The organism is Georgenia sp. SYP-B2076 (assembly GCF_003991205.1).
Lineage (GTDB): Bacteria > Actinomycetota > Actinomycetes > Actinomycetales > Actinomycetaceae > Georgenia.
This window is the reverse complement of the sequence record NZ_RXOZ01000033.1, coordinates 13,348-28,238: the sequence shown is the minus strand read 5'-3', so window position 1 is coordinate 28,238 and position 14,891 is coordinate 13,348. Positions and strand designations below refer to the sequence as shown.

General features: G+C 76.7%; 14 protein-coding genes. 3 read left to right on the top strand and 11 right to left on the bottom strand.

What is annotated here, in order from left to right:
* Positions 1–23: 23 nt before the first annotated feature.
* From EJK16_RS20305 to sigE, 3 genes are read right to left on the bottom strand one after another with little or no spacing between them, the layout of a single operon-like run.
* Complete coding sequence (locus tag EJK16_RS20305; RefSeq protein ID WP_240646076.1) at positions 24–1,976, bottom strand: S1C family serine protease; 1,953 nt, start codon at positions 1,974–1,976, stop codon at positions 24–26.
* Positions 1,977–2,028: 52 nt separating this feature from the next.
* The gene (locus EJK16_RS14210) at positions 2,029–2,979 is read right to left on the bottom strand and encodes an anti-sigma factor (RefSeq protein WP_127130454.1); all 951 of its coding nucleotides are present in this window, start codon (positions 2,977–2,979) and stop codon (positions 2,029–2,031) included.
* On the bottom strand, positions 2,976–3,656 hold the full coding sequence (gene sigE, locus EJK16_RS14205; protein WP_127130452.1) for an RNA polymerase sigma factor SigE: 681 nt from the start codon (positions 3,654–3,656) through the stop codon (positions 2,976–2,978). Before sigE ends, EJK16_RS14210 begins: the two co-directional genes overlap by 4 nt.
* A gap of 163 nt (positions 3,657–3,819) precedes the next feature.
* Between sigE and EJK16_RS14200 the strand changes: the two genes are divergently transcribed.
* Positions 3,820–4,452, top strand: coding sequence for an O-methyltransferase (locus tag EJK16_RS14200; RefSeq protein ID WP_127130873.1), 633 nt, complete (start codon positions 3,820–3,822; stop codon positions 4,450–4,452).
* Between the two features lie 3 nt (positions 4,453–4,455).
* Here the strand turns inward: EJK16_RS14200 and EJK16_RS14195 are convergent, their stop codons facing one another.
* The 5 genes from EJK16_RS14195 to EJK16_RS14175 form a co-directional block, all read right to left on the bottom strand.
* Positions 4,456–6,042 (bottom strand): M17 family metallopeptidase, encoded by a 1,587-nt coding sequence (locus EJK16_RS14195; protein WP_127130450.1) that lies wholly within the window; start codon positions 6,040–6,042, stop codon positions 4,456–4,458.
* Positions 6,043–6,173: 131 nt separating this feature from the next.
* Positions 6,174–6,341 (bottom strand): DUF3117 domain-containing protein, encoded by a 168-nt coding sequence (locus EJK16_RS14190; protein WP_127130448.1) that lies wholly within the window; start codon positions 6,339–6,341, stop codon positions 6,174–6,176.
* Positions 6,342–6,430: 89 nt separating this feature from the next.
* On the bottom strand, positions 6,431–7,243 hold the full coding sequence (locus tag EJK16_RS14185) for a TIGR00730 family Rossman fold protein (RefSeq protein ID WP_127130446.1): 813 nt from the start codon (positions 7,241–7,243) through the stop codon (positions 6,431–6,433).
* An 18-nt stretch (positions 7,244–7,261) separates the two neighbouring features.
* Positions 7,262–8,395 (bottom strand): succinyl-diaminopimelate desuccinylase, encoded by a 1,134-nt coding sequence (gene dapE / locus EJK16_RS14180; protein WP_127130444.1) that lies wholly within the window; start codon positions 8,393–8,395, stop codon positions 7,262–7,264.
* A gap of 57 nt (positions 8,396–8,452) precedes the next feature.
* Positions 8,453–9,988, bottom strand: a complete 1,536-nt coding sequence (locus tag EJK16_RS14175) for an NAD(P)H-quinone dehydrogenase (RefSeq protein WP_370276050.1) — start codon at positions 9,986–9,988, stop codon at positions 8,453–8,455.
* Between the two features lie 133 nt (positions 9,989–10,121).
* Between EJK16_RS14175 and EJK16_RS14170 the strand changes: the two genes are divergently transcribed.
* Positions 10,122–10,964 carry a purine-nucleoside phosphorylase gene (locus EJK16_RS14170; protein WP_127130442.1) on the top strand — a complete coding sequence of 281 codons (843 nt, stop codon included), beginning with the start codon at positions 10,122–10,124 and terminating at the stop codon, positions 10,962–10,964.
* Positions 10,965–11,005: 41 nt separating this feature from the next.
* Positions 11,006–12,739 carry a phospho-sugar mutase gene (locus tag EJK16_RS14165; RefSeq protein ID WP_127130440.1) on the top strand — a complete coding sequence of 578 codons (1,734 nt, stop codon included), beginning with the start codon at positions 11,006–11,008 and terminating at the stop codon, positions 12,737–12,739.
* Positions 12,740–12,809: 70 nt separating this feature from the next.
* Here the strand turns inward: EJK16_RS14165 and deoC are convergent, their stop codons facing one another.
* The 3 genes from deoC to EJK16_RS14150 form a co-directional block, all read right to left on the bottom strand.
* Positions 12,810–13,469, bottom strand: coding sequence for a deoxyribose-phosphate aldolase (gene deoC / locus EJK16_RS14160; protein ID WP_127130438.1), 660 nt, complete (start codon positions 13,467–13,469; stop codon positions 12,810–12,812).
* A gap of 129 nt (positions 13,470–13,598) precedes the next feature.
* Entirely contained in the window at positions 13,599–13,841 is a 243-nt protein-coding gene (locus EJK16_RS19655; protein WP_164737355.1) for a hypothetical protein, read from the bottom strand.
* Positions 13,842–13,918: 77 nt separating this feature from the next.
* Positions 13,919–14,884 (bottom strand): hypothetical protein, encoded by a 966-nt coding sequence (locus EJK16_RS14150; protein ID WP_127130436.1) that lies wholly within the window; start codon positions 14,882–14,884, stop codon positions 13,919–13,921.
* Positions 14,885–14,891: the final 7 nt, after the last annotated feature.

The window sequence follows — 14,891 nt, the reverse complement described above, 5'->3', positions numbered from 1 at the left end:
CGGCGTCACGACGACGCACCCCGTCAGCGTGACTCCGCCTCCCCGAGGACCACGGACAACGTCAGCTCGTCGCTCCCGCGGCGCACGACCAGCGTGACCGTGTCGCCGGGGGCACGGGAGCGCACGGCCACGATGAGCTCGTCCGGCACGGTCACCGGCCGGCCGTCGATGCTGAGGATCACGTCGCCCGGGCGGATGCCCGCCAGGTCCCCGGGGCCGCCCGGGGTGACGGCGTCGGTCCCGTCCTGGCTGCCGGTGAGCACCTGGACGCCCTCGCCGGTGTAGCGCTGGTCCAGCGCCACCCCGATGACGGGGTAGGTGGCGCGCCCGTCGGCGATCAGCTGCTCGGCGGTGCGGCGCACCTGGTTGGCGGGGATGGCGAAGCCCAGCCCGATGCTGCCGGTGGCCTGGCCGGCGCCGGAGGCCTGCGCGATCGCGGTGTTGATCCCCACGACCTGGCCGGCGGCGTCCACGAGCGGTCCCCCGGAGTTGCCGGGGTTGATGGCGGCGTCGGTCTGGATGGCGTTGATGAACGTCGTCGTGTTGGCCCCGCCGGCGGTGACCGGGCGGTTGAGGGCGCTGACGACACCCGTTGTCACGGTGCCCTGCAGCCCGAGGGGCGCGCCGACGGCGACCACGGGGTCGCCGACCACGACGGAGTCGGAGTCCGCGAGGACCAGCGGTTCGAGGCCCCGGCGGTCGACCTTGAGCACGGCGACGTCGTAGTCGGCGGTGCGGCCGACGATCTCGGCCTTCTCCTTGCTGCCGTCCGGGAAGCCCACCGTGACCTGGCCGCCGTCGACGGCGAGGTCGATGACGTGGTTGTTGGTGACGATGTACCCGTCCTCGCGCAGCACCATGCCCGTGCCCGAGCTGCCCTGGCCGGAGCCCCGGGCCTCGATGTAGACGGTGGAGGGCAGCACCCGCTCGGCGATGCCGGCCACGGAGTCGGGGTCACGGTCGGGGTCGGCGCCCGTCGACGTGGGGAGGGTCGCCGCACTGCCTCCGATGCCGAACAAGGACCGCGCGCCGACGCCGCCGAGGAGGAGCCCCACGAGCAGGGACACGAGCATCAGCAGCACGACGACGCCGGCCCCGAACACGCGGCGCGGCGTCCGCGGCTCGGGTGCGGCGGCAAAGAGGTCGAAACCGGGCCGGTCCTGGGTGCCGGACAGTGACCCGGTCGGGGCAGGGCCGGACTCCGGTGCCTGCGCGGCCTGCGCCCACGGGAGCGCGAAGCCGGGGCCGGGTCGCGCGGGCTGGTCGGGACCGGGTCGCGCGTGCGCGGGCTGGTCGGGACCGGGCGCCCCGCCCGGGTAGCTCTCGGACGACCCCGGGTAGGCGAACTGACCGGGGTACCCGGACGGCGCGCGCTGGGCCTGGGGCGGCTGATCGTTACCAGACGGCCGCCCGTGAGTCTCGGACGGCCCCCCGTAGGTCTCGGACAGTCCTCGGTGCGGCTCGGCCTGGCCATTGTGCGGCTCGGACGGGCCGAGGCGATCCGGCGCACGGTACGGCCCGGCCGGCAGGGTCTGGGTGTCCCCGGCGGGGTAGGAGGCCGCGGGCGGGTACGACGGGTACGGCGCCCCGGCGGGCGTCGGCGGGAGGAACGGCGGCGGGAACGCCGGCGCGTCCGGCACCGTCCGGTCCTCCGCCCCACGTCCGCGGGCGCCCCAGAGGCGACGCCGCGCGGGGTCGCCGGCACCGGCCGGCTCCGGCGTCGCGCGGGCGCTGCTCGTGCCGCCGACCTGGTGGAACCCCTCCGGCCGGGGCGCGGGCGGCGGCGGGTACTCGTACGCGGGCCGCCGCCAGGGGCCGGCGTTCGCGGCCTGGCGCGGGGCGGCGGGGGCACCGGGGGCAGCGGGCGCAACCGGGGCAGCCGGCGCAACCGGGGCAGCCGGCTCGCGGGCACCGGGCGCGCCGCCCCGCCGCTCGGGGTGCGGCTGCCGCGCCGGATCGGCGTCGTCGTGGCTCATGAGGCTCCCTGCGGCATGGTGGTGGTCCTGGTCGGGCGGCTCCCGCGGGGCCTCACGGCGCCTGGACGATCAGGTCCGTCCAGCCGAGCAGAGTCTGCCAGCCCCGGTCCAGGCGGTCACCGACCCCCGAGCCGGGCGGCGTGCCGGGGAAGGTCTCGGCCACCCGCAGGACGAGGTCGTCCTCGGCGGGCGAGCTCACGAGGACCGTGACGTCGTGGGCCTGCAGCACGACGGCGGTGCCGGGCCCGGGCAGCTCGTAGAGGTCGAAGTCGCCGGCGTCGACGGTGGGCAGCGCCGCCACCGAGGCGGCCTCGAGCACGCCCCGCTGCTCCACGACCCGGATCTGGTGGCCGTCGCCGACCATCTCCATCCCGAGCAGCTCCTCCCCCTCCGGGGTGTGGACGGTGCCGACGTGGTTGATGTGGAGATCCGTGGGCAGCGCCGCGGGCGCGCTCCAGCCGTTGGCCTCCAGCCAGGCCAGGGCCGCGTCGGTGGTGCGGGGCGAGAGGGCGCCCTCGGAGACGTCACGCCCGAGGGTGTCGGCCGAGACCACCAGCTCGGTGCGCCCCTCCCCCGCCCCGGACGCCTGGGCGAGCATGGCCGACGGGTCGCCCGTGCGCTCGACCAGCGTCCCGACGACGACGAGTGCGCCCACCACGCCGGCCGCCCCGGCGACCGCGACGCTCGTGCGCGCCACAAGGCGGCGCCGGGCGCGCCCGTGCGCGAAGCCCCTCGCGCGCCCGTGCGAGAACCCCCGGGCGGGTCCGTGGCCGCCGTGCGGGGGCAGCGCCGGCTCCTGGGCCATGCGCATGAGCCGGTTCGTCAGCTCCACGCTCGGGGCGACGTCCCAGGCCTGGGACAGGCGCTGGCGGTAGGCCCGCTCGTTCGCCACCTCCGCGGCGCACTCCTCGCAGGTGACGAGGTGCGCGAGCGCCTCCTCCGCCCGCTCGGGCGGGAGCTGGCCGTCGACCAGCGCGCTGACGTCGTCGCCGAGGTGGCTCATCCCGCGGCTCCGGGCAGCGCGGGGGTAGACCTGCCGGGACCGCCCGCCGGCGCCGGGCGGCGAGCCGGGCGCACGGCCGCCGGGCGTGCGGTGGCCGCCGCCGCGCCCGCGGGACGGCGGTGCCCGAGCTGGTCGCGCAGCATCGCGCGGGCGCGGTGGATGCGGGACCTGACCGTGCCCATCTTGATGTCGAGCGTCGCCGCGATCTCCTCGTAGGAGAGGCCCTCGATGTCGCACAGCACGACGGCGGCGCGGTACCGGGGCGGCAGGGCGTCCAGCGCCGCCTGGACGTCGAGGTCGAGGTGGGCGTGCTCGAAGCCGCGCTCGGGCTCCTCGGTGTCCCGGGCGGCGGGCAGGCGCTCGGTCGCCTCGCCGATGGGGTCCAGCCGCAGGCGGGAGCGGCGGCGGGCCTGGTCGAGGAAGAGGTTCGTCGTGATGCGGTGGAGCCAGCCCTCGAAGTTGCCGGGCTTGTACGAGTGCAGCGAGCGGAACACCCGCACGAACGTCTCCTGGGTGAGGTCCTCGGCGTCGGCCTTGTTGCCGGTGAGGCGGTAGGCGAGCCGGTACACCCGCGGCGAGTGCTCGGCGACGATCTGCTCCCACGACGGCGGCGACCAGACGTCCTCGGGCGTGACCGTGGGCCCCGTCGGGCTGGTCGAGCGGTCGTTGTCGAGCATGTCCCGTTCCCGTGCGGTATGGATGGAAGACCATCCTAGGGACCGAACCTGTACGCCGCCTGGGAAGGCTCCGTGCCCCGGTAGCATCAGGTCAGTCCCGCCCCGCGGCTGCTGGCCGTCTCACCCGGCGGCCGACGCCGCCCACACAGTCCGGAGGACAACCATCACTGCCGACAAGGCCCTCTCCTGGGCCTACACCGAAGAGTTCGTCGCCGAGGACGCCGCCACCACCGATGCCCGGCTGCGGGCGGAGGAGCTCGGTGTCGTCCCCGTCCCGCCGGGGACCGGTGCGGCGCTGCGCGTGCTGGCCGCCGCGAGCCGCGCGCGTTCGGTCGCGGAGATCGGCACGGGCACCGGGGTGAGCGGCCTGTGGCTCCTGGGCGGCATGGCCCCCGGCGGGGTCCTCACCACGATCGACGTCGAGTCCGAGCACCAGCACGCCGCAAGGGCGGCGTTCGCGGCGGCGGGGGTGCGGCCCGCGCGGACGCGGCTGATCGCGGGTCACGCGCTCGACGTGCTGCCGCGCCTCGCGGACGCCGCCTACGACCTCGTGCTCGTCGACGGCGACCCCGCCGAGGCGCACGAGGACGTCGACCAGGCCGTGAGCCTGCTGCGGCCCGGCGGGATCCTCGCGGTGAACGCCGCGCTGTGGCACGACCGGGTCGCGGACCCCGCCCGCCGGGACGACGCGACCGTCGCGGCCCGCGAGCTCGGCAAGCGGGTGCGCGACGACGACCGCCTGGTCAGCGCGCTGCTGCCGACGGGTGACGGCCTGCTCGTCGCCGTCCGGCGCTGACCCTCAGGGCAGCGTCTCGAGGTAGCGCAGGAGCAGGCGGGCCCCGTAACCGGTGGGCGACCCGGCCGCCAGCTCGCCCTGCTTGCCGCCGGTGCGCCCGGCGCCGGCGATGTCCAGGTGCGCCCAGGGCACCTGGCCGACGAAACGCTGGAGGAACAGGGCCGCGGTGATCGCGCCGGCGCCCACGCGGCTGTCCGTGCTCGTGTGGGCGACGTCGGCGATGTCGGAGTGCAGCGCCGCCCGGTACTCGTCCACCAGCGGCATGCGCCAGGCCCGCTCGTCGGCGTCCTCGCCCGCGGCGAGCAGGGCCGCGGCCAGGTCGTCGTCGGTGGCGAAGAGGGCGGCGCGGGTCCGGCCGAGCCCCATGGTGGCGGCGCCGGTGAGCGTGGCGACGTCGATGACCACGTCCGGCCCGAGGGCGGCGACGGCCCAGCCCAGGGCGTCGGCGAGGACCACGCGGCCCTCGGCGTCGGTGTTGGAGATCTCGACGGTGGTGCCGTCGAACGTGCGCACGACGTCGCCGGGCCGGTACGAGCGGCCGCCCATCGCGTTCTCGGCGAGGGGCAGGACCGCGACGACCCGGTGCGACAGGCCGAGCTCGGCGGCCGCCAGGACGGTCGCGAGCACGGTGGCCGAGCCCGCCATGTCGGTCTTCATCGGGATCATGGCCGCGCGGGGCTTGAGGGAGATGCCGCCGGTGTCGAAGGTGATGCCCTTGCCGACGAGGGCGACCGTGCGGGTCGCGGCGGTGGCGCGGGCCGGCGTCCACGCGACGGTGACCAGGCGCGGCGGGGTCGCCGACCCGCCGCCGACGGCGAGGATGCCCTCCATGCCCTGCCGGCGCAGCCAGGCCTCGTCGTGCACGTCCACGCTCAGCGTGCCCGCGGCCGGGGCGGCCGCGGCGACCAGCTCCCCGGCCTGCTCGGCGACCCAGGCGGGGTTCTTGGTGCTCGACGGCGTGGCGGCCAGGACCCGGGTGAGGAGCGTGGCCCGCACCCCGGCGCGGGCGGCGGCGACGGCGGACGCGGCGGCGTCCCCGGCGGCGCACAGGATCACGAGCCGCTCGGGCGCCGGCTTCCCGGGCGCCGGGGTGCGGCCGGTGCGGGGCATGCGATAGCCGGACAGGAGGAACCCCTCGGCCAGGGCCCGGAGCACCGCCGGGGCCAGTCGCTCCCCCACCATCATCGCGGTGCCCAGCCCGGCCGTGGCGCGCCCCAGGGCCAGGCCGGCCTGGCGCAGCGCGCGGGGACCGCCGTCGCCGATGCCGAGCAGCACGAGGGTCGGGGGCAGCGCGGCCCACGGCACCTGCGCGGCGCCGGGCAGCACGCGGGGCAGGTGGACCACCGCGCTCCCGCCGGCCCGGCCGGTGAGCTCCTGCCGCTCCGCCTCGTGCATGAGGTCGATGCCGTAGAGCGCCGCGGTGTCCGCGACCCCGCCCCGGGGCTGGACCTCGTCCTCCCCCTCGGGCGCGGGCGCGACCGGCACGGCGAGCACCTGCGGCGCGAACGTCGGCCACCTGCCGCCGTCGCCGGGGGGCGTGAGGCGCTCGTCCAGCAGGACGATCTCGGGCAGCACGGCTGAGACGGGCAAGGCGAAGACCCCCGGTGGGACGTGGCGGGCGGCGCCCGGCGGCGCCGGGTGCAGGGCGGCGCCGCGCGGGCGCCGGACGGAGGAACGGCCGGCCAGCGAGGCTGACCGGCCGTTCCTTCAGTTGCTCGTGCTCAGCTGGCCACGGCGCTGAGCGCCTGGCTCAGCTCGCCTGCCTCGGCCGGGGTGAGCTCGACGACCAGTCGACCCCCACCCTCGAGCGGGACGCGCATGACGATGCCCCTACCCTCCTTGGTCACCTCGAGCGGCCCGTCTCCGGTCCTCGGCTTCATCGCGGCCATGTGGTGCACCCCTCATTCCGTAGATCTTCGACCACCCGCGAGCTACGCGGATCCGCCTTCGGACGGATAGTCGCTGGTGACGAGTCTAGTCACTCCGGCGCGCCGCCGGCCTCGGCTGCGGCGGCGGCCTGCGCGCGACGCTCCTTCGCGAGCACCTCGACGCGGGAGCGCACCAGGTTCACCGCCTCCTCGGCGGTGTCCACCACGGGCAGGAGCTCGACGTCCGCGGGGTTGATGGCGCCGTGCTCGAGCATGCTGGTCTTGATCCAGCTGACCAGGCCGCCCCAGAACTCCTTCCCCACCAGCACGATGGGGAAGGAGGAGACCTTCTGCGTCTGGACCAGGGTGAGCGCCTCGAAGAGCTCGTCCATGGTGCCGAAGCCCCCCGGCAGCACGACGAACCCCTGGGAGTACTTGACGAACATCATCTTGCGGGCGAAGAAGTAGCGGAAGTTCACGCCGAGGTCGACCCAGGCGTTCATGCCCTGCTCGAAGGGCAGCTCGATGCCGAGCCCGACGGACAGGCCGCCCGCCTCCGCGGCGCCCTTGTTCGCGGCCTCCATGATCCCCGGGCCGCCGCCCGTGACGACGGCGAAGCCGGCGGCCACGAGCCGGGCCCCGACCTCCTCGGCGAGGGCGTACTCCGCGGTGCCGGGGCTGATGCGCGCCGAGCCGAAGACGGAGATCGCCGGTCCCACCTCGGCCAGCGCCCCGAAGCCCTCGACGAACTCGGCCTGGATGCGCAGCACCCGCCACGGGTCCTGGTGGAGCCAGCTCGTGTCCTGCTCGGGCGCGAGCAGCCGGGCGTCCGTCGTCTCCTGGGGGATCTGGTCGCCGCGCAGCAGCACGGGGCCGCGGCGGTACCCGTTCCGCTCGCGGTTGTTGTGAACCTCGCGTGTCATATGGACATCTTCCTCGCCCTAACCTGCCGGGGCGAGCCAGCCACGCAGGGCGTCCGCGCACGTCCGGATCTGGTCGGCGGCGCAGCGCTCGTCGTCGGCGTGGGCCAGCATCGGGTCACCGGGCCCGAAGTTCACGGCGGGGATCCCCAGCTCGGCGAAGCGCGCCACGTCGGTCCAGCCGTACTTGGGGCCCGGCGCCCCGCCGGTGACCGCGGTGACCGCCGCGACGAAGCCGGCGACGAGCGCGTCGTCGAGGCCGGGCCGGGCCCCGCCGGCGAGGTCGGTGATCCGCACGTCGAAGCCGTCGAAGACCTCCCGCACGTGCGCCTCGGCCTCGGCGGTGGTGCGCGAGGGGGCGAAGCGGTAGTTCACGGTGACGACGCACTCGTCGGGGATCATGTTCGTGGCGATGCCGCCGCGGATGCCCACCGCGTTGAGGCCCTCGCGGTAGACCAGCCCGTCGACGTCGACGTCGGCGGCGGTGTAGGCGCCGAGGCGGGCGAGGATCTCCCCGGCGGCGTGGACGGCGTTGACCCCGCGCCAGCCGCGCGCGGAGTGGGCCGTGCGCCCGTGCGTGCGCACCTCGGCGCGCAGCGTGCCGTTGCAGCCGCCCTCGATCCCCCCGGCGGTGGGCTCGCCCAGGACGGCGAGGTCGCCGGTCACCCAGTCGGGGTGGACCCGCACGAGCCGTCCCAACCCGTTGAGGTCCGAGGTGACCTCCTCGTGGTCGTAGAAGACCCAGGTGACGTCCCAGAGCGGGTCGTCCAGGGCCGCCGCGAGATGGAGGGCCACGGCGACGCCGCCCTTCATGTCCACCGTCCCGCGGCCCCACAGCTCCTCGGTGCCGTCGGGGCCCTCGCGGCGCCAGGTGGGCACGTTGTCCTTGATCGGCACGGTGTCGATGTGCCCGGCGATGACCACCCGCCGCTCGCGCCCCAGGTTGGTGCGGGCGACGACGGCGTCACCGTCGCGCAGCACCTCCAGGTGCGCCAGCCCGGCCAGCGCCGCCTCGATGGCGTCGGCGAGGGGCCCCTCGTCCCCGGAGACGGACGGGATGTCGCACAGCGCGGCCGTCAGGTCCACGACGTCCGCGCCGGTCAGGTCGGGCAGGGAGGAGCGCGGCGGCCTCGGCGGCACTGACGTCTCGGTCATGCCCCCGACCCTAGCGTCAGCCGGCGCGGCCCCGCCGGGCGCCCCCGGGCGCGGCCCTCAGGCCCGGTGCAGGGTCCGGGCCGCCTCGGCGATCGACCCGGTGAGCGAGGGATAGATCGTGAAGACGTTCGCCAGCTGGTCCACGGTCAGTCGCTGCGCCACGGCGATGGTGATGGGGTAGATCAGCTCGCTCGCGCGCGGGGCGACGATGACGCCGCCGATCACCGTGCCGGTGGACCGGTCGGAGAAGAGCTTGATGAAGCCCTCCTTGACGCCGAGCATCTTCGCCCGCGGGTTCCGGGTCAGCGGCAGGCGGGTGATGGCCCCGTCGACCGCGCCGGACTCGATGTCCTTCTGGGTCACGCCGATCGTGGCGATCTCCGGGGCGGTGAAGATGTTCGCCGCCACCGTGTGCAGGTCCAGCGGCGCGACGGCGTCGCCGAGCGAGTGCCACATGGCGATGCGGCCCTGCATCGCCGCGACGGAGGCGAGGGGCAGGACGCCGGTGCAGTCCCCCGCGGCGTACACGCGGGGGGCGCGGGTGCGCGAGACGCGGTCGACCTCGATGTGCCCGGAGGGCTTGACGTGGACGCCGGCCTCCTCGAGCCCCATCCCCGACGTCGCCGGGACGCCGCCGACCGCCACGAGGCAGTGGGAGCCGGCCACCACGCGCCCGTCCTCGAGCGTGACCTCGATGCCGTCGCCGGCCCGGCGCACGCCCGCGGCCCGGGAGCGGGAGAGCACCTGCATGCCGCGGCGGCGGAAGACGCCCTCGATGAGCTCGGCGGCGTTCTCGTCCTCGCCCGGCAGCACCCGGTCGCGGCTGGAGACCAGCGTGACCTGGGCGCCCAGGGCGTTGTACGCGCCGGCGAACTCGGCCCCCGTGACACCGGAGCCGATCACGACGAGGTGCTCTGGGATCTCGGTGAGGTTGTACATCTGCGCCCAGGTCAGGATGCGCTCGCCGTCGGGCTGCGCCGTCGGCAGGACCCGGGGCGTGGCTCCCGTCGCGACCAGGATGATGTCGGCCTCGAGCACGGAGCTCGTGCCGTCGGCGCCGTCGACGTGGACGAGGCGGCCGCCGCGCGGGCTGATGTCCGCCGCGAGCCGCCCGGTCCCGGGCAAGATCTCGATGCCCTCGCGCTCCAGGCGGGTGCGGATGTCCTTCGACTGCTTCCGCGCCAGCATCATGACGCGCCGGTCGACGACGTCCATGTCGGCGCGCAGCGCGCCCGGGTCACCGTCGGGGCCGCCGTCGGCGCCGATCCCCAGCTCGCCGGCCTGCTCCGTGACGGTGAGCCACTCGGCGGTCGCGATGAGCGTCTTGGACGGGACCACGTCGGTCAGGACGGCGGAGCCGCCCATGCCCTGGCGCTCGACGACGTGGACCTCGGCCCCGAGCTGGCGGCCGACGAGGGCGGCCTCGTACCCGCCGGGCCCGCCGCCGATGATGACGACGCGGGAGCCCTCGCGGACGGGCGACGCGCCGGCGCCGACCTCCGGCGCGCGGCGGCGGCCGTCCTGGGGCGTGGCGGCCGCGACGCCGGTCACCTCGGTGGCGGGCGGGGGGACGGGAGTCGTAGAGGTGCTCACGGAGTGCCATTGTGCCCAACTGCGGGCCGCCGCGCGGTCCGGTGCCGCGGCGCGGGCCCGACCGGCTCCCGGCGCGGACCCCGGCGTCGGCGGCGCGACGTCGACGGCGCGGACTAGCGGTAGCGTCAGGGCCGTGACCGCCACCCCGCACGACGCCCTCGACCTCGACGACCCCGCCACCGACCCGTCCGCCGTCGCACACGAGGCGGCCGCCCTGCTCGCCGCCCGCACCGGGGTCGAGCGCCACGACGTCGCGCTGGTGCTCGGCTCCGGCTGGGGCGGCGCGGCCGCGCTGCTGGGCGAGACGGTCGCGGAGATCCCGGCGACGGACCTGCCGGGCTTCTCCGCACCGGCCGCCGTCGGGCACGGCGGCACGCTCACGTCCGTGCGGGTCGAGGGCACGGACAAGCACGCGCTGGTCATCGGGGCCCGCACGCACTACTACGAGGGGCGCGGTGTGCGCCGGGTGGCCCACGGCGTGCGCGTCGCCGCCGCGGCCGGGGCCCGCACCGTCGTGCTCACCAACGGCTGCGGCGGCCTCGAGGAGGGGTGGCCCGCCGGCACCCCCGTGCTCATCAGCGACCACATCAACCTCACGGCCGTCTCCCCGCTGGAGGGCGCCACGTTCGTGGACCTGACGGACCTGTACTCCTCCCGGCTGCGCGACGTCGCGCGCCAGGTCGACCCGTCCCTGCCCGAGGGCGTGTACGTGCAGTTCCCGGGGCCGCACTACGAGACGCCCGCGGAGGTGCAGATGGCCCGCCGGATCGGGGGGCACCTCGTGGGCATGTCCACCGCCCTGGAGGCCATCGCGGCCCGGCACGCCGGCCTCGAGGTCCTCGGGATCTCCCTGGTGACCAACCCCGCGGCCGGGATCTCCCCGGTTCCCCTCGCCCACGAGGAGGTGCTCGAGGCGGGCCGGCTGGCCGGCCCGCGCATCTCGCGCCTCCTCGCCGACATCGTCCACCTGCTCTGAGCAGCCCGCACTCACCGGCCCGGGGCCATGAGGAGAACAGCATGAACGTCACCGCCGACACGGTCCGCGCCTGGATCGACGCCGACCCCGACCCCGCCGCGCGGGCCGAGCTGGCGGCGCTGCTCGCACGGGCGGCCGGCGACAGTGGGGCGGCCGGCGACCGCGCGGCGAACGGCGCCGCGGCGCGCGCCGCCGCCCAGGCCGACCTCGACGACCGCTTCGCCGGTCCGCTCGAGTTCGGCACCGCGGGCCTGCGCGGCGAGCTCGGGGCGGGGCCGCACCGCATGAACCGGGCGGTCGTCATCCGCGCGGCGGCGGGTCTCTGCGCGTTCCTCACCGACCAGGTCGGCCCCGGGTTCACGGTGGCGATCGGCTACGACGCCCGCCACGGCTCCGCCCAGTTCGCCCGGGACACCGCCGCGGTCGTCACCGCCGCCGGTGGCCGCGCGCGCCTGCTGCCCGCGCCGCTGCCCACCCCGGTCCTCGCCTTCGCGGTGCGTCACCTCGCCACCGACGCCGGCGTCATGGTCACCGCGTCCCACAACCCGCCCCGGGACAACGGCTACAAGGTCTACCTCGGCGGCCGCGTCGTCGCCGGCGGGGGGCAGGGCGCCCAGATCGTGCCGCCCTTCGACGCGCAGATCGGTGCGCAGATCGCCGCGGTGGGCCCGGCCGCGCAGGTCCCGCTCGCCGCCGACGGCTGGGAGGTGCTCGGCGAGGAGGTCCGCGAGGCCTACCTCCGCCGCGTCGCGTCCCTGATCCCCGCCCAGCACAGCCGCAACCTGCGGATCGTCTACACCCCCATGCACGGGGTGGGCGGCGCCACGGCGGTCGAGGCCCTGCGGCGCACCGGCTTCACCACCGTGCACGTCGTCCCTGAGCAGGCGGAGCCGGACCCCGACTTCCCCACCGTCGCGTTCCCCAACCCGGAGGAGCCGGGCGCGCTCGACCTCGCGATCACCCTCGCGCGCAGGCTCGGCGCGGACGTCGTCCTCGCCAACGACCCGGACGCCGACCGGTGCTCGATGGCCGTGCCCGACCCGGCCGCCGCCGGCGGGTGGCGCCAGCTCACCGGCGACGAGATCGGCTCCCTGCTGGGCGACCAGACCGGCGCCGCCGCCGCGATGGCCGACCGCGGCGTGCTCGCGAGCTCGGTGGTCTCCTCCCGCCTGCTCGCCAAGATCGCCCGCTCGCACGGCCTCGAGCACCGCACCACACTGACCGGCTTCAAGTGGATCGCCCGCACCGAGGGCCTCGTCTTCGGCTACGAGGAGGCCATCGGCTACTGCGTCGACCCGGCCGCGGTCCGGGACAAGGACGGCATCTCCGCCTCGGTGCGCCTCGCCTACCTCGTGGCCCAGCTGCGCGACGCCAACATGAGCGTCATCGACGCGCTCGACGCCCTCGCCGTCCGCCACGGGCTGCACGCCACCAGCCAGCTGTCGGTGCGGGTGGAGGACCCCGACCTCATCACCGCCGCCATGGAGCGCCTGCGGGCGGCCGCCCCCGCGAGCCTGGCCGGCTCGCCCGTGGTGACGGCGTCCGACCTCGCGGAGGGCTCGGACGAGCTGCCGGCCACCAACGCGCTCGTGTACCTGACCGCGGCCGGGGACCGGGTGATCGTCCGGCCCTCCGGGACCGAGCCCAAGCTCAAGGCGTACCTGGAGGTCGTCGTCCCGGTGGCCGACCCGGGCGACGTCGCCGCCACCCGGTCCGCCGCGGCGGACCGGCTGGCGCGCCTGCGCTCGGACGTGGCGGCCGCCGTCGGGCTCTGACGCCCGCCGGCCGCGGGCAGGTGGGCCCGCCGGCGGCAGGCCCGCCGCCGGCCGGCCGGCCGCCGGCAGGTCAGTCGCTGAGCCCACCCAGGACCGCGGCGGTGCCGGACAGCCCGAGCCGGGTGGCGCCCGCCCCGATCATCTCCAGCGCGGCCTCGGTGGTGCGGATCCCGCCGGACGCCTTCACGCCCAGGCGCCCGCCCACGGTCCTGGCCATGAGCTCCACGGCGTGGGCGCTCGCCCCGCCGGCGGGGTGGAACCCGGTGGACGTCTTGACGAAGTCCGCGCCGGCGGCCTCGGCCGCCTGGCACACGGCCACGATCTGCTCGTCGCTCAGGACCGCGGACTCGATGATGACCTTGAGGACCACCGGGGCGGGCGCGGCGGCGCGCACGGCGGCGATCTCGTCGTGCACGGCGTCGTACTGCCCGGTCGTCGCGAGGGCGAGGTTGATGACCATGTCGACCTCGTCGGCCCCGTCGGCCGCGGAGCGGGCCGCCTCGGCGGCCTTGACGTCGGCGTGGTGCGCGCCGGAGGGGAACCCGCACACGGTCGCCACGAGCACGTCACCGGTGTCGGTCAGCGGCAGCTGGTTCGGGGAGACGCACACCGAGTAGGCCCCCAGCTCCCGCGCCTCGGCGACCAGTGCGGCGACGTCGGCCGCGGTGGACTCCGGCTTGAGCAGCGTGTGGTCGACCATGCGGGCGACCTCGGAACGGGTGGGGCTCATGGGTCCTCTTCCTCCAGATCGATGGCGGCGCGAGGCACGACCCCGGCGCCGCTCGCGGGCCCGTCCGGGCCCGGCACACCACCGTAGTACGCGGGGGCCGGGGCCTGGCCCGGCGAAGGGCCCGGGAGGTCAGAGCTCCTCGTCGTCCACCGCGACGACCTCGTCGTCCTCGTCGCCCGTGACCTCGGCCAGCTGCTCGGCGACGTCGGCCGGGCTGGCCTCGCGCGTCGGCTCCGCCAGCTCGAGCTCGGGCTCGTACTCCTCGGGCTCGGCCGCGACGTCGTCGTCGATCACGTGCTCCTCCCCCAGGATGGCGGGGTCGAGCTCGACTGCCGTCTCCGCTGCGGCGGGATCCGGGCGCTGCGTGCTCATGGCTCCTCCTCGGCGGTCGGGCTGCTTGACCGCCAGCGTGCCTCCCGCCCGTGCGGGGCGCAAGACCGGCGCGCCCCTCAGGCGGCGCCCGCGGCCGGCGGCCACCCCGTCGGCAGGAGCACCCAGCAGACGTGGGTCCAGCCCCCCAGGGCCGGCAGCGGCTCGCGCCGGCCGAGCAGCGCGGCGAGCGGGACGGCGTAGACGCGCGCGCTCGCCGGGTCGTACAGGTGCAGCACCGGCGGACCGGCGGGGTCCGTGCCGCGGTGGGCCCCGCCGGGCGGGGGCGGCACCGCCAGGACCACGTGGCGGGGCACGGCGGTGGCCAGGCCCCGGCCCAGGTCGCCGCCCGCGTACAGCGGGACGGGCACGCCCGCGGCGGTCGCGGCGTGCACGCGGGCCAGCAGGGTCGCGGCGGCGGGCGAGGCGTCGTCGAGCGGGACCGAGCGGTAGCGCACGCCGGGGAAGCGGGCCTCGCGCGCGGCCGTCCACGGCGGGGTGCCCAGGCGGCGGGGCCACGGCACGGGCCCGAGGCCGCGCGCGCACGTGCGGGCCTGCAGGTGCTGCTGCGCCGCGTCGAGGCGGTCGGCCGCCGCGCTCTCGGCGCCGACGAGGGCCGGTGGGATCTCGGGCGGGACGCGGTGCGGGGGCAGGCCCGCCGGGAGCGCGCCCTCCTCCAGCCAGGTGGCGAGGACGGGGTCGCCGGTGGCGGCGAGCATGAGGAGGACGGCGGGGCCGCACGTGGTGGCGTCCCGTTGACGGGCCGGCGCGCCCCCGAGCGTGACGGGCACGCCGCGCGCCCGCTCCGGCGGGATGTGCGGCGCCGTGGCGCCCCCGGCGGTCCCCGCGAGGCGCGCCGGGTTCGCCGCGGGGCCGGCCAGGGTTGCCGCGTGGCCCGCCGGGGTCGCGGCGGAGCCGGCCCGGACGGACTGCGGCGGGACGAGCGGGCGGGCGAGGGCGCCCAGGACGGCGCCCAGCGACAGCCGGCGCCAGCCCCGGTGGGTTCCGCCCCCTCGGGGCGGGGGCTGGGGAGGCGGGGTGGTCACCCGCCCC